We start from the raw sequence: 24,453 nt of genomic DNA, 5'->3' as shown, positions 1-24,453 counted from the left end.
CCCGAACGGAACACCATGTCGCCCGAAGATCATTCGGCGCCCCCAGCGACTCCCGGCAAGACTCGGCTCAGCCGGGAGCTTGTTCTGTCCGCGGCGCTGGCGCTGGTGGACGCCGAAGGACTCGACGCCCTCACCATGCGCAGGCTCGGGCAGGAACTCGGGCGGGATCCCATGAGCCTGTACCGCTACGCCGCCAACCGGGCGGCACTGCTGGATGGAGTCTCAGAACTCGTCCTGGATGAACTGGACATCATTCCCGATGACCCCGACTGGCAGGCGCAGCTCCGGCGTATTGCCCACGACCTGCGGCTCCTGGCACTCCGGCACCCCAACGTGGTACCCCTCCTCGTGACCCGCCCCCTGTCAACACCCCTTGGCCTGCGGCCGCTGGGGACGCTGCGGCCGCTGGAGCAGATCCTGTCCCTGCTGATCGACGCCGGGTTCGCACCTGAGGACGCCCTGCACGTCTACCGCGCGTACTACGGATACCTCTACGGGCACATCCTCAACGAGCTGCAGGAATTCGTCGTCGACCCCGACGAAAACGAGGCCCTTCTCCGCCTGGGCCTGCACCGCTTGCCGCCGAAAGAGTTCCCCCGCCTCCGCGCCCTCGCCCCCGTCCTCGCCGACTACGACGGGATGGCCGAACTGGATGAAGGAATCACCATCCTGGTTTCGGGCCTCGCAGCCCGCCTCCCGCTACCGGGAGCCTCGACCAAACCCTGATCCGGAAATTCTTTTGAAAGGATCCGCCATGTTTCTCCTCCTCGGCCTCAAGACCGTGCTGCGTGGCCTTCCCGGACGGATGGCAACGTGCCAGTACTGCCACCAATTCGTCCAGCATCGACTGCAAGAACGCGCCACCAAATTCACCCTGTTTTTCCTCCCCGTCTTCACGACCTCCAGGGCCTACAACATCACCTGCTCCAACTGCGGACAGAACTCGATCGTCAAGCCGCGACAGAAAAACATGCTCCTGCGCTAGGAAGCCGGCGACGGCATCAGCGGGGCTTGGACAGCCGGTCCTTCGCGTGATGGCTTCCGGGCCCGACGGGCACAAGCTCGGTGGCTTGCGCGAGACCTTCGGTAGGCATCGAGACATACATGCTCTCGGCCCGGCTCACCTCGAATGTCTCATGCCAGATGCCGACGGCTTTGGGGGCCTTTCTTGCCCGGCGGTTGAAGGCAGCCCAGGCCGGCCTGTGCTCGGAATCGGGCGCACTCGCGTAGGCATACAGCTTGTCCAGCGAATCCCAGTACTGCACGATGACCGGCCCGCCGGCCCCGAGGGCAAACCGAAAACCACGAAGGCCGGAACCCGGCTCCCGGAAGAGTTCGGTCAGCATCCTGGGCATCGCAAAGAAGACCGGGAGCCACAGATCCGGGCGCCAGGGACTGTTGATGCGCATGCCAATGAGGAAGACCACCAAATCACCGGAATGGCGGTGCGTGAAGCGGCCAGCATTGATGCGTGCCATACTTTTCTCCTAACTAGATACCGTTACTCCCCAATATTGGCGAGTGTCACTATCTAAGTCAAGGAGAAAATTTGCGCATCTCACAGCTGGCCGCGGCCACGGAGATTCCGGTGGCCACCATCAAGTACTACCTTCGCGAGAATTTGCTTCACGACGGCGTGCTGACTTCCGCGACCCAGGCTCGCTACGACGACTCGCATGTGAGGCGGCTGAAGCTCATCCGGGCACTCATTGGCACCGCCGGGCTCAGCGTCAGCGCCACCCGCGAGGTACTGCTTGGCCTGGAAAACCCGCCAGAGTCCGGCCACGATCTCCTCGGAATCGCGCACCACGCGGTCACCCGGACCGCAGCGGACGACGTCGACCTCTCCGCGGCACAAAAGCTCCTGGACCGCTGGGGCTGGGGCGCAGCGGCGTGCGACCGCGATACCCAGGCTGCCCTGGTGGAGGCCCTGCACGGGCTCTCGGAGGCTGGATTCGAGGCGCCGGCGGCGCTCTTGGACCGCTACGCCGCGGCAATGCAGGACATCGCGGAGGCCGACGTCGAAAGTGTTCCCACGGATTCGGCCGAGGCCGCCATGCAGCACGTGGTCCTCGGGACACTCCTGATGGAACCGGTGCTCCTGGCCATGCGCCGGCTGGCCCAGCAAAGCGCATCCGTCCAGCGGTTTGGCGGGGCCGGGTCACCCCGGCGGCCCGGCCCGGAATAGTTTGCCCGGACGAACCGCGCTGACAGGATGGCAGGAGACGCCTAGCTGCTCTGCGGATTCACCACCGCCGGGTTCGGGCCTTCGCTGCCTGGCGTTCTAGAGAACCGGGGAGCGCCGCTCGATCAGCACCGTATCCCGCCATTGCCCCGCGGTGGGGCCGTAGCCCATGCGGGCGATGCGGTTCCGCCGGCCGACGACTGCGAATCCGTTCGCGAGGTGGAGCTTCAGGCTTGCTTCGTTTTCAGGGAAGACACTGGCCTGGATGGTCCAGATCCCGCATTGCTCGGTCGATGCCGCCAGGGCCCGCAGCAGGGCGGCCCCCACTCCCCTGCCGCGGGCTTCCGCGGCGACGTAGACGGAGTGTTCGACCACGCCGGCATACACGGGCCGCGCGGACACGGCGGAGACAGCCGCCCAGCCAAGGATCGCGCCATCGGGCGCCTCGGCAACCAGACGATGGCCGGGCAGCCTGGAGCTGGTGAAGCGCTCCCAGTCCGGCACCTCCGCTTCAAAGGTGGCGTGTCCGGTGGCGATTCCTTCGCGGTAAATCCCCTGGACGGCCGGCCAGTCGTCCTCGCGCATGGGACGAACCACGGGCGCGGATGTTTCCTTTGCCGTCACAGGGTTGCCAGGAGCCCGGCAGCCTGCTCGAGCGCCCCGGGCACCAGGGAGTAGTAGGCCCAAGTGCCGCGCTTTTCACGGCGCAGCAGCCCGGCCTCGACCAGGATCTTGAGGTGGTGGGAGACGGTGGGCTGGCCGAGGTCCAGGGGCTCGGTGAGGTCGCAGACGCATGCCTCTCCGGACTCGCCGGCCTTGACGATGGAAAGCAGCCGGAGCCGGTTGGGGTCGGCCAGCGCTTTGAAGATCAGAGCCCTCTGCTGGGCAACCTCGGCGCTCATCGCCGGCTTCGCCGACGGCACGCAGCACGAGGCTTCGACCACGGGTTCGAGAGTTTGCAGAGAATTCATGAACCCATTATGCACATAGATTGACATTGATCGATATAGATGGTGATACTGCACATATCGACATTCATCAATCTTGCTGAGCAGCACAGGAGCACCGTGAGCGTCCAGACCCAATCACTGCCGCACCACCCCGGGAAGGCTGCCGTCATCGGCAAACTCTCCACCCTGGACCGGTTCCTGCCGGCCTGGATCGTGGCTGCCATGTTGCTGGGCCTGGCTCTGGGCAACGTGATCCCCGGCCTGAACACTGCCCTGGAAGCGGTCAAGATCGGCGAAGTGTCCCTGCCCATCGCCATCGGTCTGCTGGTGATGATGTACCCGGTGCTGGCCAAGGTCCGCTACGACCACACGCACCGCGTCATTGCCGACCGCAAACTGATGTTCGCCTCCCTGGTGATCAACTGGGTGCTGGCACCGGCCTTCATGTTCGCCCTCGCCTGGATTTTCCTCGCCGACCTTCCCGAGTACCGCACGGGCCTGATCATCGTGGGGCTGGCCCGCTGCATCGCCATGGTGATGATCTGGAACGAGCTTGCCTGCGGCGACCGGGAGTCGGCCGCAGTGCTGGTGGCCATCAACTCGGTGTTCCAGGTTGTCGCGTTCGGCGCCCTGGGCTGGTTCTACCTCCAGTTCCTGCCCTCCTGGCTGGGCCTGCCCACCACCAGCGCGGACTTCTCCGTCTGGGCCATCACTGCGTCCGTGCTGGTCTTCCTAGGGCTACCGCTGCTCGCCGGCTTCCTCACCCGCACCATGGGTGAACGTGCCAAGGGCAGGGACTGGTACGAGAACACGTTCCTGCCGAAACTGGGGCCGTGGGCGCTGTACGGCCTGCTATTCACCATCACGCTGCTGTTCGCCCTCCAGGGCGGCACCATCACCTCACGCCCTCTGGATGTCGCCCGCATCGCCTTGCCCCTGCTGGTCTACTTCCTCGTGGTCTTCGGTGCTGGCATGCTGATCGGAAAGCGGCTGGACCTCGGCTACGCCAAAACCACCACGCTTGCGTTCACCGCCGCAGGAAACAACTTCGAACTCGCCATCGCTGTGGCGATCGGCACCTTCGGCGTGACCTCCGGCCAGGCGCTGGCCGGCGTCGTCGGCCCCCTCATCGAGGTCCCCGCGCTCGTTGCCCTCGTCTACGCCGCGCTGTGGGCGCGGAAGCGGTTCTTCGAACCAGCCGCCCCTGCCTCCCTCTGACCACTTACACCCGCAGGAGAACATCACCATGACCACCGAAACCGCCAAGAAGCCGTCAGTCCTGTTCGTTTGCGTCCACAACGCCGGCCGCTCCCAGATGGCCGCAGCCTTCCTCACCACCCTCGGCGAGGGCCGGATCGAGGTCCGCTCCGCCGGTTCCCAGCCCGCGGACAAGGTCAACCCTGCAGCCGTTGAGGCCATGGCAGAACTCGGCATCGACATGTCCACTGAAATCCCGAAGATCCTCACCACCGAGGCCGTGAAGGAATCCGACGTAGTGATCACCATGGGCTGCGGCGACACCTGCCCGGTCTTCCCGGGCAAGCGCTACGAGGACTGGGAACTCGAAGACCCGGCCGGCCAGGGCGTCGAGTCCGTCCGCCCGATCCGCGACGAGATCAGGGCCCGCATCGAGGGCCTGATCGCGTCCCTCACCCCGGCCGCCCAGTAACGGGCACCGCACGCCTGACAAAGGACGGAGAGGGGGTGAGCTGAATGAACACCGGATGCTGCGGCGGCGGTTGCTGCGACGAGGATCAGGACTGCTGCTGACCCCCCCTGTCCGCCGGTCCCCTTCGGGCGGGCCCGCCCGAACCCGCTCACTGATGAGAAAGAGGACAAACATGGATTCAACGAAAAACCTTCCCGTTGCAGTGATCGGCGCCGGCCCCGTGGGCCTGGCCGCCGCGGCCCACCTGCTCGAACGCGGCCTGGAACCGCTGATCCTCGAAGCGGGGCCTTCCGCGGGAGCCGCGATCGAACAGTGGCGCCACATCCGGCTCTTCTCCCCGTGGCGGTTCAACATCGACGACGCCGCCGTCCGCCTGCTCGAAGCCTCCGGCTGGGAAGCACCCCGCCCCACAGCCGTGCCCTACGGCGGGGAACTCATCGACCAGTACCTGACACCGTTGGCCGCCCTTCCCGAGATCGCCTCGCGCCTGCAGACCGGCGCCCGCGTGCTCGCAATCACTCGCCAGGGCCTGGACAAGACCCACACGCGCGGCCGCGACACCATACCGTTCGTGGTCCGCGTCGAGCACGACGGCGGCGACATCCGCGATTACCCGACCGCCGGTGTCATAGACGCCTCGGGCACGTGGTCCAACCGCAACCCGCTGGGCACCTCCGGGCTGGCCGCCGTCGGCGAACCCGCCGTCGCCTCCAGGATTTCCTCCCCGCTGCCCGACGTCACCGGCAGTGACCGTGGAGCTTTCGCCGCCCGCCGTGTCCTGGTCGTCGGCGCCGGCCACTCCGCCGCCAACACCCTGATCAACCTCGCCGACCTCGCCAAGGACGAACCTGACACCCGGATCCTCTGGGCCATCCGCGGCGCCTCTGCCGCGAAAGTCTACGGCGGCGGGGATCTGGACGACCTGCCTGCCCGCGGCCAGCTCGGCGCACGGCTCCGCCGCCTGGTCGAGGCCGGAACCATCGAGCTGCATACCGGCTTCGGCATCGCTTCCCTCGCGTCAACCGGCGGCGCCGTCACCGTAGCTTCGGTTGACGGGCGGACGCTGGAGGCCGACGTCGTTGTGCCGTGCACCGGTTTCCGCCCGGACCTGAACATCCTCCGCGAACTCCGGTTGAACCTGGACCCGGCCGTCGAAGCTCCCGTGGAGCTAGGTCCGCTGATCGACCCTGAATTCCACTCGTGCGGCACGGTCCCCCCGCACGGGGCAGCGCTGCTGGCGCACCCGGAAAAGGACTTCTACATTGTCGGCATGAAGTCCTACGGCAGAGCGCCGACGTTTCTGCTGGCCACCGGCTACGAACAGGTCCGCTCCGTCGCCGCCGCCCTGGCCGGTGACCGCGAGGCCGCGGACACCGTCCAGCTCGAACTCCCCGAAACCGGTGTCTGCTCAACCGACGCCGGCACCAGCTGCGATGTTCCGGCCGCAGTTGCCGTCGCGTCCGAGTCCTCGTGCTGCGCGGCTGCTGAGCCGGTCCTCATCGGATTCCCCACCGGGCTGTCCCACGGCCGCTCCAGCCAAGAAAAACTGGCAGCATCACTGCTCAGCAGCCCCAGCTCCGATAAGGAAGAATCGAACGCATGACCGAAACCACGAAAACACCCAGCGTCCTGTTCGTCTGCAGCAAGAACGGCGGAAAATCCCAGCTCGCCGCCGGACTCATGAACCAGCTCGCCAATGGAACCGTCACGGTGCACTCCGCCGGGACCAAGCCCGCCGAATCGCTGAACCCCCAGTCCGTGGACTCCCTGGCAGAGCTCGGCATCGACATCACCGGCGAACACCCCAAACCCGTCACCTACGAAGTCCTGGACGCGGCCGACGTCGTTATCGTCCTGGGCAACGAAGCTAAAGTCGAGCCTCGCGAGGGCAAGCGGCTCGAGTTCTGGGATACGGACGAGCCCTCCGAACGCGGCATCGAAGGCATAGAACGCATGAACCTGGTCCGGGACGACATCCGGGCGCGCGTCGAGAAGCTGTACGCGGAGCTCACCGGAAACTGACCGTACCTCACCCGCTGCCACCAGGATCCGCGAGGCCATCTGCGGCGCCGGGCTGAGGACCAAAGACGCCGGAGCGCACATCGTGGAGCCGATGAGGGAAGAGATCCTGGCCGGGTACAGCCGCGACCGCCGCGACCTCAGTGCCTTGCTGCAGGGCGCAACGCCCGCAGATCTCGACCGCAGGAGTAAGGGCAGGCGCTGGACCAACGAGGAGCTGCTCTTCCACATGGTCTTCGGCTACATGGTGGTCCGCGCCCTGCTTCCCCTGGTCCACGTCGCCAGTCGGCTCCCCCGCCCGGTCGGCAGGGCTTTCGCTGCCGTCCTGAACGCGGGCACCGGCCCCTTTGATGTGGTGAACTACTGGGGTTCCCGGGCCGCCGCCCGCGTCTACGACAGGCGCAGGATGAGCCGGAAGCTGGACAAGACCATCACTGCACTCTCCCGCCGGCTCGAACGCGAGAGCTCCCACGAGGAGCAACGATTGGCCGCCGTCTTGAGAGAGGCGCCGCTATATGCAAGTATCTGCGTATGAATGCAGATAGCGATGATTGCACCCTCACCGCGGACAGCCAGTACGTCGAACTGGCGGTGGAGGTTTTTGCCATGCTGGCCGATGCCACCCGGGTCAGGCTGATCCTGGCCCTACGCCACGGCGAACTGCCCGTCAACGTGCTTGCTGAAAAGGCCGGGAAATCTGCGGCTGCAGTTTCCCAGCATCTGGCCAAGATGCGGCTGGCGCGCATGGTCGCCACCCGCCAGGAAGGCACCAAGGTTTACTACCGCCTGCAGGATGGGCACGCCTGGCAGCTCGTGGCCGACGCCATTCACCAGGCCGAACACACCCTCGGCACAGCTCCGCATCACACCACAGCTCCGCACAGCCTCAAGAGGGAGACCGGCGCATGAACCAGCCGATGCATCCCGGCCACGACATCCACCCGCACGCGCACGGTCACTCTGACCGCGGCGCAGACAAGGGCGACCTTCAAGCTCACGACGACGACCATCACCATCACCACGGCCCGCACGGGCATGTTCACGCGACCGGGTTCAAGGGGTGGCTGCAAGAGCTCTTCGTGCCCCACTCCCATGATGCGGCAGACTCGATCGACTCAGCCATGGAGACAAGCTCCCAGGGCATTCGCGCTGTCAAGGTCTCCCTGCTCGGGCTGGGGGCCACGTCACTGTTCCAGCTGGTCATCGTCCTCATCAGCGGCTCCGTGGCGTTGCTGGCGGACACGGTCCACAATTTTTCCGATGCCCTGACCGCCGTGCCGCTGTGGATCGCCTTCCTGCTCGGACGCCGCCGCGCGACCCGGACGTACACTTACGGATTCGGCCGTGCCGAGGACCTCGCAGGGCTATTCATCGTGGCGATGATCGCACTCTCGGCCGTCGTGGCCGCCGTCGAATCCATCCGCCGTTTCTTTGAACCCCAGCCGGTCCAGAACCTGGGCTGGGTGCTCGCCGCCGGGCTTGTGGGCTTTGCCGGCAACGAACTCGTCGCGATCTACAGGATCCGCGTGGGACGACGGATCGGCTCCGCCGCGCTCGTCGCCGATGGCATTCACGCCCGCACGGACGGCTTCACCTCACTGGCCGTCGTCGCAGGAGTCATCGGCATATGGCTCGGGTTCCCCCTCGCGGACCCGATCGTGGGCCTGCTCATCTCCGCAGCAATCGCCGTGCTGCTGTGGGGAACCATTCGCGACATTGGGCGCCGGCTCATGGACGGCGTCGACCCGAACCTCACGGACCGCCTGGCAGCAGTTGTCACCGCCCACGCCCCCGAGGGCGCAACGTCCCGGCTGCGCTGGTCCGGCCACCGGCTTCACGTCGAGGTTTCCATCCCACTGACCGCGATCACCCTTTTAGGGGAGCTTGCCACTATCCACGACGAACTCGACCACGCCACCCGCCAGGCACTCCCGAACGTGGGATCCGTGACGACCGTGCCCACGTTCGCCCAGGCAGGGCCGGCCGAACCAGCTCGTCCCCCGAGCCACGGATAACGGCGGCCTCCGGTCCTCCACCCCTGCTGCTCCGAATCACTTTCAGAGACCATGACTTTCAAAGACCATGGACAGAAGGTGACCATGAGTGTTCAGCAGGAACCCGCCGCCACGGGAACGGCCGCGCTGCGGCGGGAGCTAGTTCCCACGGAGCTGGGTCCCTGCACGGTACGGGTCCAGCGGGGTACCGGGGGCAGGCGTACCGCGTCCGGCACAGCGGATGTCTACCTTCATGGCGCCGCGGGATCCTGGACTACTTTCCGGGCGCTGCTTCCCGCGGCGTCGGCCCATGATCGGGTGCTGATTGATCTTCCGGGCTGGGGTGAATCGACCACGGGTGCCCGACTGGAACAATTCAGCATTGAGGCAATGGCACGGGCTGTCACCGAGGTGCTGAACTCACTCGGCTACCGGCGGTGGAACCTGGTTGGCCACTCAATGGGAGGCTTCGTGGCGTTGCACATTGCCGCGGCGCAGCCGGAGCGCACCGCCAGCGTGGCCACCATTTCGGCTACCACATTCGGCGTGTCCGGGGCGGCCCGCAAGCCGCTTCGCAGCCTGCTCAGGTTTCCGGCATTTGTTGGCATGCTGCTGGCCATGCGCTCCATGGCGGCCCTGGGTCCGGCAGGGTCGGCACTGGTCCGCGCAATCGGGACCACCCGTGTGATGCGACCGCTGATGTCGCCATTCTTCGCAGAACCCGCAACCATCCCCGCCGGGGTGCTCCGCGGGCTCGGCGACGACGCCCGGCCGGCCAGCTTCTCAGCGGCAGCCCGGGCTGCGGCGCACTACGATTTTGGCCAGTGGCGCGGCATCCGCTCCCCCGTCCTGGCGATCCGCGGGGACCGCGATGTGTTCACGCCTGCGTCCGACCTGGTCCGGCTGGCCAGCATCGTCCCGCACGTCCAGAAGGTGACGATCCCGCGTTGCGGCCACTTCGCGAACCTCGAGCGGCCGGAGCAAGTGCAACGGCTGCTCGATGACCTGCTGTCTCAGTGACGTGTCCGCCGGCGCTTGGCAACCTGCCGGAGTCATCGAATATCCAGTTGAACCGACCATTGACCTGCGATACTCACCGATATATCGTTAATTATCGCCGATTGATCGGTGACCATCAGGAAGATTCAACTGACATGGAAGGGCGATGCCGTTATGAAAGGCATTCACGAGGACAAATTCACGGACGGCGCACCCACGCCGGGACGCTTCGGTCGCGGCAGGAGCCGGCGCGGACCCCACGGACACGGCGGTTTCGGGCCGGGCCGCGGGTTTGGGCCAGGTTTCGGTCCGGGATTCGGGCCAGGATTCGGTCCCGGCTTTGGTCCCGGCGGTTCACGGCGGGCCAACAGGGGCGATGTTCGTTCGGCGATTCTGTCCCTCTTGGCCGAATCACCGTCCAACGGCTACGGGCTGATCAAGACAATTGCCGATAAGACGTCGGGGGCCTGGCGTCCGAGCCCGGGGTCCGTCTACCCGACGCTCCAGCAGCTCGTTGATGAGGAGCTGATCGCGCCCGTGGGTGACGGCCGGCGCACTGAGTTCACGCTCACCGAGGCGGGCAAGGCTTATGTGGCCGATCACGCCGAGGAGTTGGGGAACGCGTGGAACACCGATCCTCAGGGATCCGGGCCGGCGTTTCACCAGAGCGTGGGCAAGCTCATGGGAGTCATCCACCAGTTCCGCTTCTCGGCATCCGAGGAACAACGCAATGCCGCAATGGAAGTAATCGATGACACCCGCCGCGCGCTCTACCGCATCCTCGCCGACTAACACCGCCGCTTACGGCAGCCCCCGCTTCGGGCGCTGACCCCTGCCGATGGCCCTCCCGGAAATGACCCCGGGAACACCACGGCGGCCCGGACCACCGCAAATGGTGATGGACTATCGCCCCCCACTTTCGGCACTTCTGTCCCTACAATTAATTGTGGCCTCCATGGCATTCACGTCCCGGGGGCGACCAAATAAGGAGGATCATCATGGGCCTGGGTGACAAGATCCACAATGCCGCCGAGAAACTCCACGGCAAAGGCAAAGAGACGGCTGGCAAAGCCACCGGCGACGAAAAGCTGAAGGCCGAAGGCAAGAGCCACCAAGTCAAAGCAGACCTGAAGCAGGCCGGCGAAAAAGTCAAGGACGCCTTCAAGAAACACTGAAAACAGGCAGCCGGAGGGCGGAGGTGCGGTCCGGATCGCACCTCCGCCCCGGCCTTTTGTCCACACAATCCACGGGCTCTTCCTACCGACGCAGGTCGAATGCCTCGCGGAGCCGCCCGACGGAGCCGCCGAGGTTCCACTCTGTGGCGAGACGCTCAAGGTCGGCCCACGAACCGCCGAGGACCGGGTGCAGTTGCGCGCCCGCCGCCTCGAGCGTCGGCAGCTCCAGGTCCCGCACGATCTTCACGACGGCGGGCGCGACCGTGAGGTAGTCCGCCGCCGCGGCGAGCTTCGACCGCACGGCAGTGGATAGCCCGCTCCCTGCGTCCGCGGCAGCCGCGAGCAGCCCGTCGAGCGTGCCGTACTCCCCGAGCAGCGACGCGGCGGTTTTCTCGCCGATGCCGGCGACGCCCGGCAGCCCGTCAGAGCTGTCACCGCGCAGGGTCGCGTAGTCGGCATACTGCCCGGGCAGCACGCGGTACTTGCCGACGACGACGGCGTCGGTCAGCACTTCGAGGTTCTTCATCCCGCGCGCGGTGTAGATCACCCGCACCTGACGGGCGTCGTCGACGACCTGGAAGAGATCACGGTCGCCCGTCACCACGTCGACCGGAAGCTCGGCGTGGCTGGCGTAGGTGCCGATGACGTCGTCGGCCTCGTGTTCGGCAGCCCCAACGACGGCGATGCCGGCGAGCTCGAGCACCCGGCGGATCATCGGAATCTGCGCCTCGAGCGCGTCCGGCACGACTTCCACATCAGGGGCGCCGGCCACCACCTCGGCGACTCGATGCGACTTGTAGCTCGGGATGAGGTCCACCCGCCACTGCGGACGCCAATCGTCGTCCCAGCACGCAACGAGATGCGTCGCGTCGTAGTCGGTGGTGAGCCGCGCGATCATGTCGAGCAGCCCGCGGACGGCGTTCACCGGGGTGCCGTCGGCGCGGCGGATCGTGTCGGGCACGCCGTAGAACGCGCGAAAGTACAGCGACGCGGTATCGAGCAGCATCAGACGGTCGGTCATGACTGATCCTGACACGCAGGCCCCGGCAACGCCACGGCGGCACAGTTGCCGCGATTGCCCGCTCGCTGTCCGACCAGTAAAACGACAGGTGGCCTCCGCGTTCCCGGATCAGGAGCGGAGCCGCAGGCCGCGAAGCTTTTTCCCTGCCTTGCGGGCTTTCTTCTCCGTCTTCCGGGCAATGCGTTCTTCCATCTCCAGCAAACTTTGCAAGCCGAGATCAGCGTCGACGGGCAGGTCCGGGATGGCCGCCAGTCTCCGCAGCAGGGCGGTCGCCATGACGCTGTCTTGATGGTCGCCGAGTACGCTCTGGAGCCGTCCAGCGGATTTAGTGAGCTTGACGGCGCGTTTGCCGTGGATCTCCATGACCGATTCGCCCGCGTGGCGCAGGCGTTTGGCGTCTTTTCGGACCTCGTGCAGCGCCGTGTCGCCGGCGGTCCGGCCGGCGGAGCGTTTGACGGCCTTCCGGGAACGCTCCACCCGTTTTGCTGCCTTGTTCACCAGCTTTCCCGTCACTTTGCGCGCGGGGCGGAAGGCGCGAGGCTTGGCAGGCGGGTGGTCCCGGAAGTCCTCAAGGGAGCCAAGGAGACGGAAATAGCGGTCGGTCTGGAGCGTCTGGAGGACGTTTCTGTAACCTGCGTTGTGGGCTGCGACCAGCTCCAGTTCGATCATCTGGTTCAAAGAGCCGGACCTCTGTTCTTCGGGGAGTTCCACCAGGTGCTGGCGAAGCCGCTCCAGCATGACTTCGGCGTCGCGGGCCGGACCCAGGATCTGGCCCAGCCACTTCAGTTCAGCCTGGAGTTCCCGGACCGCTGCGCGGTTGAAGAGTTTGCGATAGGTGGCCAGGGCGGAGCGCGCCCGGCGGGTCGCTGACCGCATCTTGTGGACGGAATCCGGTGTCCCCAGCCGCACGCCCGGATCATGGGCGATGTAGTCCTCGATCCGTGCGTCCAGATAGGCCGTCACGACGTCGGCTGCCGGCCCCTTCTTCCGGAGTTTCTTCCGGGGTTTTCCGGTCCGGGGACTGAGTTCGGCCGGCCAGGCATCCCCAAAAGTTCGGGCCAGTTTGGACGGATAGGCGGAGTGGCCTGCTCCCGTGGACGTCAGGGTTTCGGCGGTAGCGTCGAGGAACTCCCGGGTTCCGTGGACGAGTTCGAGCTCCCATTCACGCCAGTCGAGGGCCGGCCCTGGCGGCTGCAGGGCCTCGGCATGGACGAGGTCGTCGGCGAAGTCGGCCAGGTGCTCACCCTCAGGCCCGTAGAGCCGGTAGGTGGTGCGCCGCGTACTCAGCCGGGCGACGGGCACCAGTTCGTCGCCCCGTGTGAATACTTGCAGACGATCTGACAGTTCTTCAGGAACGGTCTCCGGCTGGCCCAGCGGTGCATGGATTTCCTCCCGCTGGTCCGTTCCGGCGGGAAGCTTGAGGTGCCACCCGGCGTCCGCTCCGCCCGTGCGCCGCCGCAGGGTCAGGCGCCGTGCGGCGAGGGTCAGGGCCGGGGTGTCGAAGTACACAGCCTCAAGGTGATCCGTCACGGGCTCCGCGACGTGGTCCACACCCTGGATTCCCGGCAGGTCCGGAAGCGTTGAGGAGGTCTCGGCGTCGTACTTTTGTTCCGTTTCAAGTTTTCCGGTGGTCTCCATGGCGGTCCTCCCCCTACTGGCACCGGTGGAACAGGGACTTGATTCTCCCGCGGGCGTTTCCGGCCGGTGCCTTGGCTCCTTGCGCCCAGCCCGATTCTAGGCCCGCAGGAACAGCCCGACCAGACCGTCAGCAATGCCGGGCAGGCTGCCCGCCCTGTCCTGATAGGCGTAGGCTATCTATGCTTACGGTCCTCACGCGATGCCACCCTCGGGCGTGTATTCCAGGGCACCGCGAGCCCCAGGACCGGACCGTGAAGGAGCTGGCGTGGACACACGGAAGCTGAAGTATTTTCTGGCCGTCGTTGACCACGACGGTTTCAACCGCGCCGCAGAGCACCTGCTCATCGCCCAGCCGTCCCTCTCCCAGACAATCGCGGGCCTGGAGAAGGACCTTGGGGTGCCGCTCTTTCACCGCATCGGCCGCCGCGCGGTGCTCAGCGAAGCGGGCAAGGAACTCGTCGGGCCGGCCAGACTCGTCATGCGGGACCTGGATGCCGCGCAGTCCGCGGTGCAGGCGCTGCGGGGCGTGCGGAGCGGGCGGTTGGACATTATCACTATGCCCTCCCCCGGCATTGAGCCGCTGACGTCCATGATCGCCGAGTACACCCGGGCGCATCCGTCGGTGCGGCTCAACGTCAGTGCGGCGTTCACGCCCGAGGAGGTAGTTGAGTCCGTCCGCAGCGGCAGCACCGAGATCGGCCTGGCCGGATCCCCAAACCCCATCCGAGTCCTGGGCGTCCAGGTCCTGGAGCTTGAGCGCCAGCCGTTGATCCTCATCGTCAACCCGCAGGCGGACACGTACGGTCCGGGGACGGCCATTCAGCGTGAGGATCTGGGCGGTCACCGGCTGATCGCAAGCCAGCGCGGGTCCCTGATGCGCTGGCTGGTCGACGATGCGCTGGCCCGTGGCGTCAACACTGAAATCGTGGTGGAGGTCGCGCACCGGACCTCGATCCTGCCGCTGGTCCTGGCCGGGGTGGGCCACGCCGTGATGCCCTCATCCTGGGCGCCGCTGGCGCACAAGTCAGGATTGCGGACCCTGCTGATCGAACCCGTGTCCCATCTCGACGTCGCCATCCTGAGCCGGAAGGACGACCTGACGCCCGCCGCCAAAGCCTTCTTGGCCGTCGCAGAGCTGCATGTGGCGGCCGCCTAAGGGCCCCACGCCGGCGACCAATAGGTTGAGCCTATTTAGCGCATCGAATCTTGGTCTTGGACGGCGGCTGGTGCCGGGCCGTCTACTTGAAGAGGACAAGCAGTGTGACGCTGCTAACACACTCAACGAGGAGGTAGGCACATGAGCGCCACCCAGAAATTCAGCATCGCTTCAATTCCCGCCGACGGCGTCGGCAAGGAAGTTGTCTCCGCCGGCCGCCGCGTCCTGGACGCCCTGGCGGAGAACTCCGCCGGGAAGTTCGCCTTTGACTGGACCGAGTTCCCGTGGGGCTGCGGCTACTACGAAAAGACCGGCCAGATGATGGACCCCAAGGGCCTGGAAACCCTGAAGGACTTCGACGCCATATACTTCGGTGCCGTCGGCTGGGAAAATGTCCCGGACCACATCAGCCTCTGGGGCCTGCGCCTGAACATCACCCAGAACTTCGACCAGTGGGCCAACATCCGCCCGGTGAAGTTCCTTCCGGGCATCGAGTCCCCGCTGCGCAAGGCCGACAACACCGAACTCGACTGGATCGTGGTCCGCGAAAACAGCGAGGGCGAATACGCCGGCCTCGGCGGCCGCAACCTCAGCGGCCGCGGCCCGGGCAACGAGGTGGCCCTGCAGACCGCACTGTTCACCGAAAAGGGCTGCGAGCGGATCATGCGCTTCGCCTTCGACCTCGCCCGGACCCGCATGGTGAAGAAGGTCTCCTCCGTCACCAAGTCCAACGCCCAGCAGTACGGCATGGTCCTCTGGGACGAAGTCTTCAACCGTGTCGCCGTGGACTACCCGGACGTGGCCACCGAAAGCGTCTTGGTCGACGCCATGAGCGCCAAGTTCATCCTGCACCCCGAAGACCTCTCCGTCGTCGTCGCCTCGAACCTGAACGCGGACATCCTCTCGGACCTCGGCTCGGCCCTGGCCGGAAGCCTCGGCCTGGCGGCCAGCGCGAACCTGAACCCTGAACGCCGCTTCCCGTCCATGTTCGAACCGGTCCACGGCTCCGCGCCGGACATCGCCGGCAAAGGCATCAGCAACCCGATCGGCGCGATTGCCAGCGCCGCCCTAATGCTGGACCACTTCGGCCTGCACGAGGAAGCCCGCCGCATCGAGGCCGCCATCGAGCAGACCACGGCCGCCGGCCACCTGACGCGCGACGTCGGCGGCGAGACCAACACCGATGACGTCACCGACGCCATCATCAAGGCCCTCACCCACACCCTGGCCGCCGTCTAGCCAGGCCACGTTCGGGGCGGGCGGCGCCGCGCACCGTCGCCGCCGCCCGCCCGACCCAGCTCTTCATTCTTCAAACACCACTGGCATTCACATTCCACAATGAGGTAGGAATCATGGCACCAATCACCACCACGGGCACCGCCGCGGCAGCGAAAACAGCGGCCCCCAAGACACGCTGGTACAGGCAGTTGTACTTCTGGGTATTGACCGGCATAGTCCTCGGCATTCTCGTGGGCTGGCTTGCGCCCACCGCCGCCGTCGCCCTGGAACCGATCGGCACCACGTTCGTCAACGCCATGAGAATGCTGATCGGTCCGATCGTGTTCCTGACCATCGTCGGCGGCATCGCCAGCGTCGCGGACCTAAAGAAGGTCGGCATGACCGGCTTGAAGGCCCTGACGTACTTCCAGATCGGCACGATTTTCGCCCTGCTCTTCGGCCTAGTCGCCATCAACATCTTCCGCCTCGGCGACGGCGTCAACGCCGATGCCAGCGCCATCAAGACCACGGACTCCGCGGCCAAGCTCATCGACGCCGGCGCCCACCAGGAATGGTGGCAGTTCCTCACCCACATCATTCCGACCAGCATCGCCGCGCCCTTCGTGGAGGGCGACATCCTCCAGATCATCTTCATCGCCGTGATCTTCGGCATCGCCCTGAACGCCATGGGCAAAGTCGGCGCGCCGGTCCTGGACGGGGTCCAACGCCTCACCGGGGTCATGTTCAAGATCCTAGGCTTCATCATGAAGGCCGCCCCGCTGGGTGCCTTCGGCGCGATGGCCTTCGCCGTCGGCAAGTACGGCGTCTCCTCCCTCTCCAGCATGGGCGGGCTGATCGTGCTCTTCTACGCCACCTCGATCCTGTTCGTCGTCGTGGTCCTCGGATCCGTCATGGCCTTTTTGAAGCTGAACATCTTCAAGATGATCCGCCACCTCAGGGAGGAATACCTGCTCATCCTCGGCACCTCCACCGCCGAACCGGCGTTGCCGGGCCTGATGCGCAAGCTTGAGCATGCAGGGGTCAAGAAGGAAACCGTCGGACTCGTGGTCCCCACCGGATACAGCTTCAACCTCGACGGCGCCGCCATCTACCTTTCGCTGGCCGCCGTGTACATCGCCCAGGCCACGAACACCGAGCTGACCATCGGCCAGCAGTTGGGCCTGATCGCGGTCATGCTGCTCACGTCCAAGGGCGCGGCCGGCGTCGCCGGCGGCGGCTTCATCGCCCTGACGGCCACCCTGGCCACCATCGGAACCATCCCGGCTGCCGGCATCATGCTCATCTTCGGCATCGACAAGTTCATGTCCGAATGCCGGGCCTTGGTGAACTTCACCGGCAACGCCGTCGCCACCCTGTTCATCGCCTGGTGGGACCGGACGCTGGACGCGGACCGTGTCCGCCGCGTCTTCAACGGCGAAGTGGTTGAGCCCCTGCCCAGCGAGGATCCGACACCACTCGACGAGTTCACGGACATCGCTGCTGACCTGACCGACTACGACCGTCACACGCCCAGGGAAATCAGTCCCCAGCGCCCAGAACCGGCCGACGTTGACCAGCCATCCAGCGACGACCGCCGTTCCGCCTACTCGAAAACCATCTGACATGTTCACAGCACCCGCCCCGAAAAGCGTTCGAGCCCTGATCGCACCCGACAAGTTCAAAGGCAGCCTCACGGCCGGCGAAGTGGCCGATGCCCTGGCATCAGGACTCCGCTCCGCATCTGGTGTCACCGGCGGGGCCGGGACGATCCACTGCGAACTGCTTCCGCTGGCGGACGGAGGTGACGGCAGCGTGGACGCCGCCGTCGCCTCCGGCTTCACCCGGCGCAGCTACACCGTCGCAGGACCCACCGGCCGGCCCGTCCAGGCCAGCATCGCGTTCGACGGCGCCACCGCCGTCGTCGAGGTGGCCAACACCTGCGGCCTCGGACTCCTGCCGGGCGGAACAATGGAGCCGCTGGATGCCTCCAGCCGCGGCTTCGGCGAGGCGATTCTGTTCGCGCTCAGCCTGAAACCGGCCAGGATCGTCCTTGCCCTGGGCGGCAGCGCCAGCACCGACGGCGGCATGGGCATGCTCACCGCCCTCGGGTTCAGCTTCCGCGACGCCGACGGCCGGCAGCTCTACGGCAGCGGCGGGGCGCTGGCACAGATCCACACCATCGAACGGACCACATTTCCCGAACTGGCCGACACGGAGCTCATTGTCGCCAGCGATGTTCACAACCCGCTGCTCGGCGCCCAGGGCGCACCGGCGGTCTTCGGTCCGCAAAAGGGCGCCGGACCGGCGGAGATCGCGGCCCTCGACAAGGGCCTCAAACATGTCGTCGCCAGGCTGACGGCGGCGGGCATCACCGATGCGGCCCGGTTGGCTGGACACGCGGGCGCCGGCAGCGCCGGAGGAATCGGCTACGCGTGCCTGCTGCTGGGGGCAAAGCAGGTCTCGGGCGCCGACTATTTCCTGGACCTGCTGGACTTCAATGCCCGCAAGGACACCTGCGACGTCGTCATCACCGGCGAAGGCAGCATCGACGAACAAACCCTTGCCGGGAAGTTGCCCGCGGCCGTGGCCCGGCGATCCGGATCCCGTCCAATCATCGCCGTCGCCGGCCGCTCCCTCCTGCCCCAGGAACGGTGGTCCGAAATGGACCTCACCCGGGTCTACACCTTGGCCGAGTACACCGATCAGAACTCGTCCAAAGACCCCGAGCTTTCCGCCGCGCTGCTTCGCCGGATCGGCAAGGACATCGGCACGAGCCTGCTGTAGCCTCGCCGCGGAAGACAGAAACGCCCGCCCGGGTAACCCGAGGCGGGCGTTCGCTGCGCTAAAAGGTCCTGGCTAGTGCTGCCGGCACCCGGGAAACGAGCTGACCGGCATCAGTATTGAGCAGTCGGGGGTACAAGCTGCGTCCTGAAGACCCCAGCGCTATGAACGGGATGACCTGGAGACGTAGAACGCGTGGAGTTGTCGCCCCCGGGCAGCGGGACGAGTGCCTGTTCCAGGCAGGGCTGCTGGCCGGTGCGCGCTGGGAGGCATCTGCTGTCCTGATTGCAGCTCTTCCAGGACGTCGCCGAGCTGCGAAGCCTCGCCCACATCACCCGGCAGGACATTGCCGGCAGCTTCGTGCTGTCCGGGCTGCCGCCCAGACACGCCGAGAATTACGAAGCCCGGTTTGCCCAGCAGTTTCTGGTCATTGCCGCCGACATGGCCGGTGCGCTGATCCACGGTTGGACCGGTCCCTCCCGCGTGGCCCAGGAGTTGGCGGTCCGGTGCCTGCTGGACCAAGTGGAAGTCATCGAGGACCTGTACGCGCTTGACCCTGGGGACGGCTGGCGCGGCCTGCTTGACGATGAACGGTTTCGAAGGCGACGTTGAACTGAACATGCAGCTCGGCCTCGCGCCGATGGAGTTCAGGGACCGGCTTGGGTCCTTCAACGACTCCTGCGTTCCGGGTTTCGTGCGCGGATCACCTACACCTCGCTCCCCCCTCGACTGTGTAATGAGCCGATAGCGTACCTTTCCTCAACCTGAACGAGGCTGGGCGGGGCTGGCCGCAAGCCGGTGCTTGAAGTACTGACGGAGCAAACACGGCTACGTTGCTGCTGATGAAGATCGGCGGCTCCGCCCGGACGGACTCTAAGCGGCCGAGACGCTGGCCGCGCGCTTCGTCGCCGTGACAACTCCGCTTGGAAGATCGCCACGGAGGACCGCGTCGAAGTTTTGCCACACGGTCGCGATCCGGCGTTGGACGTTTTCCCAGCCCACGCCTGCCATGTGGGGCGTGCAGACTACCTGTTCCATATTCAGCAGCTCACTGCCGGTATCCAGCGGCTCCTTGTCGAAGACATCAAGTCCGGCTCCTGCGATGCGCCCCTGCCGCAAACTTTCAATGAGCGCGTCCTCATCCACAACTTCACCGCGACCAACATTGACGAGAATGCCGCTTCGCTTCATCAGGGCAAGTTCGTCCCGTCCGATCAGCTTGTTTGTTTGCTCGTCGAGGGGAAGACTCAGGCAAACGACGTCGGACACCGCCATCAGCTCCTCCAGCGGGACGCCGCGGGCGGGGACCAATTCCGACACGGTCAGCGGGATCTCGGCATTGTCGTAGAAGATCACATTGGCGCCGAAACCGTGGTGGACGATCTTGCCGACCCAGCGGCCGATATTCCCCAGCCCGACAATGCCGACTGTTTTGTTGTACAGCTCTGAATAGGACGTCTCGTCCAGGTCCTGGCGCCATTTTCCTTCTCGTAGCAACTGCGTGGAGGCTGGAATCCGCCGCAGCACCGTCAGCATCAACGTCAGAGCATGCTCCGCGACAGAGATGGAATGGGTCTTCATCTGGGCCACCGGAACACCCAGTTCGTCCAGGATGCTGACTGGAAGCTGGCCGTAGCCGGAGCTCATGTATTGGATAAACTGCACGTTCTTGGCGGCCCGGAATACCTCTTCGGGAACGTCGACGCCGGAGATCAGGAAATCTGCGTCCGCGACTTCACGGCAGATTTCCGACACATCCGCCGATAGCGGCATTACTTTCACGTTGAAGCCCTCTGGCGTCGATTCCAGAATACGGTCGACGTAATCGTTCAGTGGGTTTACGAACAGAACCTTGTATGTCATTGGTGGCATCTTTCTTGAGTCAATGTCTGTCGACTGCGACCTGACAATCTGAGTGAGCAGAACACGAGTGTCTGCGAGGGGTGTCAGTCGGTCATGGCCACGGCGGGCCGACGGGGCCGCCTACCTATCAGCTAGGCCGGCAAGGCTTTTACGACGGTGTCCAGCACTTCCTGGGTTCCGGCTGGTCCCCCTAAGTCGCGTGCCAAGGGTCCTGTTGCCAGCGCTGACTCGACGGCGATTTGAATGTTCTGTGCTATTTGGGTGCAGAGGTCGTCGCCGCGGCGTTCGCCCAGCCATTCCAGCATCATCGCGGCAGACAGGATCATCGCGGCCGGGTTTGCAACCCCCTGGCCCGCGATATCCGGGGCACTCCCGTGCGACGGCTGGAACACGCCGTGTGTAAGGCTGACGTCCGCAGAAGGCGCGACGCCGAGACCTCCGACGAGGCCGGCGGCGATCTCCGACACGATGTCGCCGAAAATGTTCTCTGAAACGACGACGTCGTAGCGTTCCGGATCAGTCACCATGTACATGGATCCCGCATCGATGTAGTATTTTGCACTTCCGACATCGGGGCTTTTGGCGGCGACTTCGTCGAAAACCTTCTCCATCAAAACGTTGCTGCGCAATGCGTTCGACTTGTGCAGCAACGTCACATGCCCCGGCGTGCCCCTCTTGCGGCGTGCCCGCGCCTGTGAAAATGCGACGTCAAACAGCTTCTCGCACGTGGCGCGGGTGATCGTCATACGGTCACTGGCACTCTCGTCACTGGGCTCATGATGATCCGCCAGTCCGGCAAACATTCCTTCAGAGGTTTCACGGATCACGAGCATGTCGATGTCCTTCGCCTTAACAGGGCTCTCGACTCCCTCAAAAAGCCGGACCGGCCGAAGGCTTGAGAAAAGTCCGTAGTGGGCCCGCATTTCAACCTGGGCGCCCAGTTCCAGACCCTCCGGTCCGCGCACGTCCGGGAGCCCCATCGCGCCGAACAGCACAGCGTCCTTCTGGCCGATTTCATCCATATCGGCAGCGGTGATTTTTCTTCCTGTACGGCGGTAAAGGTCTGCGCTGAAGTCGTAGAACGTGTAATTAAGCTTCAGCCCATAGCGCGCTTCGCATTCATTCAATACGGACAGAGCCGCTTCGACGACTTCAGGTCCGATTCCGTCCCCGGGGATGACAGCGATGTCATAGTGAGTCATGGTTTTCCTGCCTTGCTGATTACGAGCGCTTCCGCGCAGGGTGTCCGCTCCGGGGGCGTAAGCATCGCTTTCGCGGATGCGTTCCCTCGAGCAAATCCCACGCAATGGGAAAGATTGTTTGCTAAGTGGGAAGACGCTAGCAGAAGATGACCTAGCTCACAAGATGAACTTCGGAGCAGCTGACGCAGCACGTGGAGCCCACCGCGCCTGGTGACCGCCGCCGCCGCGACCACCGCCGCGACTCCTCCTTCTTTCTGAGAACCCACCCCCGACCTGTTGCGCACATCACATTGCGCTGCTATCGTCGATCCGCCATATGGCAAGCTTCTCCCACTCAGTGGGAATTGGGGTGACTTTGCACTCAATGACGCAGGCAGGAAAACATGACGCAGGAACTTCACTTTGAGGGGAACTCCCTCCCGCTCCAGGGCATCCGCGTGCTGGAACTTGGCAGCTTTATCGCAGGGCCGTTTGCGGCCCGCCTCTTTGCCGATTTCGGCGCGGAGGTCATCAAGATTGAAAAGCCTGACGGCGGCGATGAGCTTCGCGACTGGCGCAAGACCCGCGGCACGACGTCCATGCTGTTCCGCACCATCGGCCGCAATAAGAAGTCCGTGGCCCTTGACCTCCGCTCCGATTGCGGCCTCGAGGCGGTCAAGAAGATCGCCGCGCAGTGCGACGTCGTGATCGAAAACTTCCGTCCCGGCACGCTGGAAAGGTGGGGCCTGGGCCCGGAAGTACTGCAGGCACTCAACCCCGACCTCGTAATGGTCCGCATCTCCGGCTACGGCCAGACCGGCCCGTATAAGAACCGCGCCGGCTTCGGCAGCTCTGCCGAGTCCTTCGCCGGACTCCGCTACGTCACCGGCGAGCCGGACCGTCCCGCGGGCCGGGCGGCAGCAAGCATGGGTGACACCGTCGCCGGCCTTTACGGGGTGATCGGTGCCCTGATGCTTATGCTGCAGAAAGCCCGTGGACTGGACACGGGCACCTCCAAAGTGGTCGATGTCGCGCTTTACGAAGGCGTTTTCAGCCTCCTCGAATCCCTCGTCCCGGACTATGACGCCTACGGCATGATCCGCAAGCGTACCGGCGGCGCCCTGCCCGGTGTCGTTCCTACCGGCTCGTACCTGTGCCAGGACAACCTCGAGGTGGTCATCGGGGGAAACTCGAACTCCGTTTTTGAACGGCTCATGCGGGCCATCGGCCGCGACGACCTCGCCGAGGACGAAACCCTCCTCGGCACTGAGGCCCGCGGCGCCCGCGAGGAAGAGCTTAACGGCGCCATCTCCGCCTGGACCGGAAGCATGCCGCTGACGGAGGTGCTGGACAAGCTGGACCACGCCGGCGTCCCGGCTGGCCCCGTCTATGACGCGCCCAGCATCGCCGTTGACAAGCACTACCTGGCCCGCGACATGATCCAGACCCACGAGGTGGTCATCGAGGACGAACCTGAGTTGATCCGCTTCCCGGGCGTCGTGCCCAAAATCCCGGGTCACCAGGGCCAGGTCAAGTGGATCGGCCCCGAGCTGGGCCAACACACCCATGAGGTTCTCCGGGACCTAGCGGGCATGGACGACGACCAAATCGCCGAACTCGGACTGCAGGAGGTGCGCTAGGTGAAGGTGCAGATCACCGACGTCTTCCTGCGTGACGGCCTGCAGGATGAACCGGTCATCGTCTCCACAGCCCACAAGCTGGAAATCGCCCAAGCCCTCATCGCAGCTGGAATCAGGCGCCTCGAGGCCGCCTCCTTCGTAAATCCCCGGCGGGTTCCGCAAATGGCCGACGCCGCTGACGTAGTCTCTTCGCTCCCGGCAGTCGAGGGCGTGACCTATACCAGCCTTGCCCTCAACGGAAAGGGCATCGAACGTGCCGTCGGGGCCGGCGCCCAGGACATCCAGGTAGTCACCTCGGCCAGCCAGGCGCACAGCAACGCCAACGCCGGACAAGCCGTCGAGGACGCCCTCGCCAACATCGGCGCAACCGTTGCCCGGTACCCGCAAACCCATTTCTTCGCGGGCATTTCCACAGCATTCACCTGCCCCTTCGAGGGCAGCATCGACCCCAAGTACCTGCTTCGCGTGGTCCGTGCCTTCAGAGACATGGGAATCAAAGACGTCGGCCTGGCCGACACCCTGGGCACCACACCCACCGCGCAGGTGCTGGCCAGCCTGGACTACGTCCGCGACGCCGAACCAGACCTGACCTACTACCTCCACCTGCACAACGCCCACCACCAGGCGCTGGCGACGGCGGGCGCGGCGGCAAGTGCCGGCGTCGTCCGCTTTGACGCCGCCCTGGGCGGCTACGGCGGCTGCCCGTTTGCTCCCGGCGCCCACGGCAACATCGCCACCGAGGAACTCGTCAAATACCTGCACGACGCCGGCCACGAGACAGGCATCGATGAGAACCGCCTGGCAGACGCAGTCCGTCTGGCTCGCGACGTGCTGGCGCACTCCCCCGCAGCGCTGCTGGACCCGGCACCCTAACTCCCGACCGGCTAAACCCTGCTCAACCTCAAAACACTTCAATAAACCCTCCACACCGAACAGTTCCTTCCCACCATTCTGGAGACGATGA

At 65.3% G+C, this 24,453-nt stretch carries 27 protein-coding genes; 20 read left to right on the top strand and 7 right to left on the bottom strand.

Annotated features, from left to right (window positions below; genetic code table 11):
• Nucleotides 1-15: 15 nt before the first annotated feature.
• A complete protein-coding gene (locus BLQ10_RS09025; protein ID WP_091560895.1) occupies nucleotides 16-726 on the top strand; it encodes a TetR/AcrR family transcriptional regulator C-terminal domain-containing protein in 711 nt (236 codons plus the stop codon).
• Nucleotides 727-754: 28 nt separating this feature from the next.
• Entirely contained in the window at nucleotides 755-985 is a 231-nt protein-coding gene (locus BLQ10_RS09020) for a zinc-ribbon domain-containing protein (protein ID WP_091560893.1), read from the top strand.
• A 16-nt stretch (nucleotides 986-1,001) separates the two neighbouring features.
• Here the strand turns inward: BLQ10_RS09020 and BLQ10_RS09015 are convergent, their stop codons facing one another.
• Nucleotides 1,002-1,478, bottom strand: a complete 477-nt coding sequence (locus BLQ10_RS09015) for a DUF4188 domain-containing protein (protein WP_091560891.1) — start codon at nucleotides 1,476-1,478, stop codon at nucleotides 1,002-1,004.
• Nucleotides 1,479-1,549: 71 nt separating this feature from the next.
• Between BLQ10_RS09015 and BLQ10_RS09010 the strand changes: the two genes are divergently transcribed.
• Nucleotides 1,550-2,188, top strand: a complete 639-nt coding sequence (locus BLQ10_RS09010; RefSeq protein ID WP_091560888.1) for a MerR family transcriptional regulator — start codon at nucleotides 1,550-1,552, stop codon at nucleotides 2,186-2,188.
• A 96-nt stretch (nucleotides 2,189-2,284) separates the two neighbouring features.
• Here the strand turns inward: BLQ10_RS09010 and BLQ10_RS09005 are convergent, their stop codons facing one another.
• Nucleotides 2,285-2,770 (bottom strand): GNAT family N-acetyltransferase, encoded by a 486-nt coding sequence (locus BLQ10_RS09005; protein ID WP_091560886.1) that lies wholly within the window; start codon nucleotides 2,768-2,770, stop codon nucleotides 2,285-2,287.
• Nucleotides 2,771-2,805: 35 nt separating this feature from the next.
• Nucleotides 2,806-3,156, bottom strand: a complete 351-nt coding sequence (locus BLQ10_RS09000) for an ArsR/SmtB family transcription factor (protein ID WP_091560883.1) — start codon at nucleotides 3,154-3,156, stop codon at nucleotides 2,806-2,808.
• A gap of 96 nt (nucleotides 3,157-3,252) precedes the next feature.
• Between BLQ10_RS09000 and arsB the strand changes: the two genes are divergently transcribed.
• The 10 genes from arsB to BLQ10_RS08950 all read left to right on the top strand — a co-directional run bounded on the left by arsB (nucleotide 3,253) and on the right by BLQ10_RS08950 (nucleotide 10,991).
• Nucleotides 3,253-4,353, top strand: a complete 1,101-nt coding sequence (gene arsB / locus BLQ10_RS08995; RefSeq protein WP_302847301.1) for an ACR3 family arsenite efflux transporter — start codon at nucleotides 3,253-3,255, stop codon at nucleotides 4,351-4,353.
• A 28-nt stretch (nucleotides 4,354-4,381) separates the two neighbouring features.
• Nucleotides 4,382-4,804, top strand: coding sequence for an arsenate reductase ArsC (locus tag BLQ10_RS08990; protein WP_091560878.1), 423 nt, complete (start codon nucleotides 4,382-4,384; stop codon nucleotides 4,802-4,804).
• A gap of 172 nt (nucleotides 4,805-4,976) precedes the next feature.
• Entirely contained in the window at nucleotides 4,977-6,407 is a 1,431-nt protein-coding gene (locus tag BLQ10_RS08985) for an FAD-dependent oxidoreductase (protein ID WP_091560876.1), read from the top strand.
• Nucleotides 6,404-6,826: an arsenate-mycothiol transferase ArsC gene (locus BLQ10_RS08980; protein WP_091560874.1), complete on the top strand. Its 423-nt coding sequence runs from the start codon at nucleotides 6,404-6,406 to the stop codon at nucleotides 6,824-6,826. Before BLQ10_RS08985 ends, BLQ10_RS08980 begins: the two co-directional genes overlap by 4 nt.
• 91 nt (nucleotides 6,827-6,917) lie before the next feature.
• Nucleotides 6,918-7,358 (top strand): DinB family protein, encoded by a 441-nt coding sequence (locus BLQ10_RS08975; RefSeq protein ID WP_254785480.1) that lies wholly within the window; start codon nucleotides 6,918-6,920, stop codon nucleotides 7,356-7,358.
• On the top strand, nucleotides 7,355-7,732 hold the full coding sequence (locus BLQ10_RS08970) for an ArsR/SmtB family transcription factor (protein WP_091560871.1): 378 nt from the start codon (nucleotides 7,355-7,357) through the stop codon (nucleotides 7,730-7,732). Before BLQ10_RS08975 ends, BLQ10_RS08970 begins: the two co-directional genes overlap by 4 nt.
• A complete protein-coding gene (locus BLQ10_RS08965) occupies nucleotides 7,729-8,838 on the top strand; it encodes a cation diffusion facilitator family transporter (protein ID WP_254785479.1) in 1,110 nt (369 codons plus the stop codon). Before BLQ10_RS08970 ends, BLQ10_RS08965 begins: the two co-directional genes overlap by 4 nt.
• Nucleotides 8,839-8,922: 84 nt before the next feature.
• Nucleotides 8,923-9,837, top strand: a complete 915-nt coding sequence (locus BLQ10_RS08960; protein ID WP_091560869.1) for an alpha/beta fold hydrolase — start codon at nucleotides 8,923-8,925, stop codon at nucleotides 9,835-9,837.
• 153 nt (nucleotides 9,838-9,990) lie between these two features.
• Nucleotides 9,991-10,608 (top strand): PadR family transcriptional regulator, encoded by a 618-nt coding sequence (locus BLQ10_RS08955; protein ID WP_091560867.1) that lies wholly within the window; start codon nucleotides 9,991-9,993, stop codon nucleotides 10,606-10,608.
• Nucleotides 10,609-10,814: 206 nt separating this feature from the next.
• Nucleotides 10,815-10,991, top strand: coding sequence for a CsbD family protein (locus BLQ10_RS08950; protein ID WP_091560864.1), 177 nt, complete (start codon nucleotides 10,815-10,817; stop codon nucleotides 10,989-10,991).
• Nucleotides 10,992-11,073: 82 nt separating this feature from the next.
• On the opposite strand, the gene BLQ10_RS08945 is transcribed toward BLQ10_RS08950, so the two are convergent.
• Complete coding sequence (locus tag BLQ10_RS08945) at nucleotides 11,074-12,012, bottom strand: 5'-3' exonuclease (RefSeq protein ID WP_175558533.1); 939 nt, start codon at nucleotides 12,010-12,012, stop codon at nucleotides 11,074-11,076.
• A gap of 108 nt (nucleotides 12,013-12,120) precedes the next feature.
• Nucleotides 12,121-13,650: a CYTH and CHAD domain-containing protein gene (locus BLQ10_RS08940; RefSeq protein WP_091560860.1), complete on the bottom strand. Its 1,530-nt coding sequence runs from the start codon at nucleotides 13,648-13,650 to the stop codon at nucleotides 12,121-12,123.
• Nucleotides 13,651-13,915: 265 nt separating this feature from the next.
• Between BLQ10_RS08940 and BLQ10_RS08935 the strand changes: the two genes are divergently transcribed.
• The 5 genes from BLQ10_RS08935 (at nucleotide 13,916) to BLQ10_RS08915 (ending at nucleotide 19,417) form a co-directional block, all read left to right on the top strand.
• A complete protein-coding gene (locus tag BLQ10_RS08935) occupies nucleotides 13,916-14,806 on the top strand; it encodes a LysR family transcriptional regulator (protein ID WP_091560858.1) in 891 nt (296 codons plus the stop codon).
• A 141-nt stretch (nucleotides 14,807-14,947) separates the two neighbouring features.
• Nucleotides 14,948-16,045 (top strand): tartrate dehydrogenase, encoded by a 1,098-nt coding sequence (locus BLQ10_RS08930; protein WP_091560856.1) that lies wholly within the window; start codon nucleotides 14,948-14,950, stop codon nucleotides 16,043-16,045.
• 113 nt (nucleotides 16,046-16,158) lie between these two features.
• Nucleotides 16,159-17,646, top strand: a complete 1,488-nt coding sequence (gene dctA, locus BLQ10_RS08925) for a C4-dicarboxylate transporter DctA (protein ID WP_091560853.1) — start codon at nucleotides 16,159-16,161, stop codon at nucleotides 17,644-17,646.
• A gap of 1 nt (nucleotide 17,647) precedes the next feature.
• Entirely contained in the window at nucleotides 17,648-18,808 is a 1,161-nt protein-coding gene (locus BLQ10_RS08920; RefSeq protein ID WP_091560852.1) for a glycerate kinase, read from the top strand.
• A gap of 282 nt (nucleotides 18,809-19,090) precedes the next feature.
• Nucleotides 19,091-19,417: a hypothetical protein gene (locus BLQ10_RS08915; protein ID WP_091560850.1), complete on the top strand. Its 327-nt coding sequence runs from the start codon at nucleotides 19,091-19,093 to the stop codon at nucleotides 19,415-19,417.
• Nucleotides 19,418-19,678: 261 nt separating this feature from the next.
• Here the strand turns inward: BLQ10_RS08915 and BLQ10_RS08910 are convergent, their stop codons facing one another.
• Entirely contained in the window at nucleotides 19,679-20,668 is a 990-nt protein-coding gene (locus tag BLQ10_RS08910) for an NAD(P)-dependent oxidoreductase (RefSeq protein ID WP_091560848.1), read from the bottom strand.
• A gap of 131 nt (nucleotides 20,669-20,799) precedes the next feature.
• Nucleotides 20,800-21,870 (bottom strand): isocitrate/isopropylmalate dehydrogenase family protein, encoded by a 1,071-nt coding sequence (locus tag BLQ10_RS08905; protein WP_091560845.1) that lies wholly within the window; start codon nucleotides 21,868-21,870, stop codon nucleotides 20,800-20,802.
• Between the two features lie 383 nt (nucleotides 21,871-22,253).
• On the opposite strand from BLQ10_RS08905, the gene BLQ10_RS08900 reads away from it, so the two are divergent.
• A complete protein-coding gene (locus BLQ10_RS08900) occupies nucleotides 22,254-23,489 on the top strand; it encodes a CaiB/BaiF CoA transferase family protein (protein ID WP_091560844.1) in 1,236 nt (411 codons plus the stop codon).
• Nucleotides 23,490-24,362 carry a hydroxymethylglutaryl-CoA lyase gene (locus BLQ10_RS08895; protein WP_091560841.1) on the top strand — a complete coding sequence of 291 codons (873 nt, stop codon included), beginning with the start codon at nucleotides 23,490-23,492 and terminating at the stop codon, nucleotides 24,360-24,362.
• The last annotated feature ends 91 nt before the right edge of the window (nucleotides 24,363-24,453 follow it).

The organism is Arthrobacter sp. ok362 (assembly GCF_900102785.1).
GTDB lineage: Bacteria > Actinomycetota > Actinomycetes > Actinomycetales > Micrococcaceae > Arthrobacter.
The sequence above is the reverse complement of the archived record's forward strand: the minus strand, read 5'-3'. Positions and strand labels throughout refer to the sequence as shown.

What these genes read in the sequence shown, in the direction of transcription:
- BLQ10_RS08955 (WP_091560867.1), top strand. Translation starts at nt 9,991, where the DNA reads ATGAAAGGCATTCACGAGGACAAATTCACGGACGGCGCACCCACGCCG.
- BLQ10_RS09020 (WP_091560893.1), top strand. Translation starts at nt 755, where the DNA reads ATGTTTCTCCTCCTCGGCCTCAAGACCGTGCTGCGTGGCCTTCCCGGA.
- BLQ10_RS08945 (WP_175558533.1), bottom strand. Translation starts at nt 12,012, where the DNA reads ATGACCGACCGTCTGATGCTGCTCGATACCGCGTCGCTGTACTTTCGC.
- BLQ10_RS08905 (WP_091560845.1), bottom strand. Translation starts at nt 21,870, where the DNA reads ATGACTCACTATGACATCGCTGTCATCCCCGGGGACGGAATCGGACCT.
- BLQ10_RS08990 (WP_091560878.1), top strand. Translation starts at nt 4,382, where the DNA reads ATGACCACCGAAACCGCCAAGAAGCCGTCAGTCCTGTTCGTTTGCGTC.
- BLQ10_RS09000 (WP_091560883.1), bottom strand. Translation starts at nt 3,156, where the DNA reads ATGAATTCTCTGCAAACTCTCGAACCCGTGGTCGAAGCCTCGTGCTGC.
- BLQ10_RS09025 (WP_091560895.1), top strand. Translation starts at nt 16, where the DNA reads ATGTCGCCCGAAGATCATTCGGCGCCCCCAGCGACTCCCGGCAAGACT.
- BLQ10_RS08900 (WP_091560844.1), top strand. Translation starts at nt 22,254, where the DNA reads ATGACGCAGGAACTTCACTTTGAGGGGAACTCCCTCCCGCTCCAGGGC.
- BLQ10_RS08970 (WP_091560871.1), top strand. Translation starts at nt 7,355, where the DNA reads ATGAATGCAGATAGCGATGATTGCACCCTCACCGCGGACAGCCAGTAC.
- BLQ10_RS08985 (WP_091560876.1), top strand. Translation starts at nt 4,977, where the DNA reads ATGGATTCAACGAAAAACCTTCCCGTTGCAGTGATCGGCGCCGGCCCC.
- BLQ10_RS09005 (WP_091560886.1), bottom strand. Translation starts at nt 2,770, where the DNA reads ATGCGCGAGGACGACTGGCCGGCCGTCCAGGGGATTTACCGCGAAGGA.
- BLQ10_RS08930 (WP_091560856.1), top strand. Translation starts at nt 14,948, where the DNA reads ATGAGCGCCACCCAGAAATTCAGCATCGCTTCAATTCCCGCCGACGGC.
- BLQ10_RS08910 (WP_091560848.1), bottom strand. Translation starts at nt 20,668, where the DNA reads ATGACATACAAGGTTCTGTTCGTAAACCCACTGAACGATTACGTCGAC.
- BLQ10_RS08975 (WP_254785480.1), top strand. Translation starts at nt 6,918, where the DNA reads ATGAGGGAAGAGATCCTGGCCGGGTACAGCCGCGACCGCCGCGACCTC.
- BLQ10_RS08920 (WP_091560852.1), top strand. Translation starts at nt 17,648, where the DNA reads ATGTTCACAGCACCCGCCCCGAAAAGCGTTCGAGCCCTGATCGCACCC.
- BLQ10_RS09015 (WP_091560891.1), bottom strand. Translation starts at nt 1,478, where the DNA reads ATGGCACGCATCAATGCTGGCCGCTTCACGCACCGCCATTCCGGTGAT.
- BLQ10_RS08940 (WP_091560860.1), bottom strand. Translation starts at nt 13,650, where the DNA reads ATGGAGACCACCGGAAAACTTGAAACGGAACAAAAGTACGACGCCGAG.
- BLQ10_RS08980 (WP_091560874.1), top strand. Translation starts at nt 6,404, where the DNA reads ATGACCGAAACCACGAAAACACCCAGCGTCCTGTTCGTCTGCAGCAAG.
- BLQ10_RS08965 (WP_254785479.1), top strand. Translation starts at nt 7,729, where the DNA reads ATGAACCAGCCGATGCATCCCGGCCACGACATCCACCCGCACGCGCAC.
- BLQ10_RS08960 (WP_091560869.1), top strand. Translation starts at nt 8,923, where the DNA reads ATGAGTGTTCAGCAGGAACCCGCCGCCACGGGAACGGCCGCGCTGCGG.
- dctA (WP_091560853.1), top strand. Translation starts at nt 16,159, where the DNA reads ATGGCACCAATCACCACCACGGGCACCGCCGCGGCAGCGAAAACAGCG.
- BLQ10_RS08950 (WP_091560864.1), top strand. Translation starts at nt 10,815, where the DNA reads ATGGGCCTGGGTGACAAGATCCACAATGCCGCCGAGAAACTCCACGGC.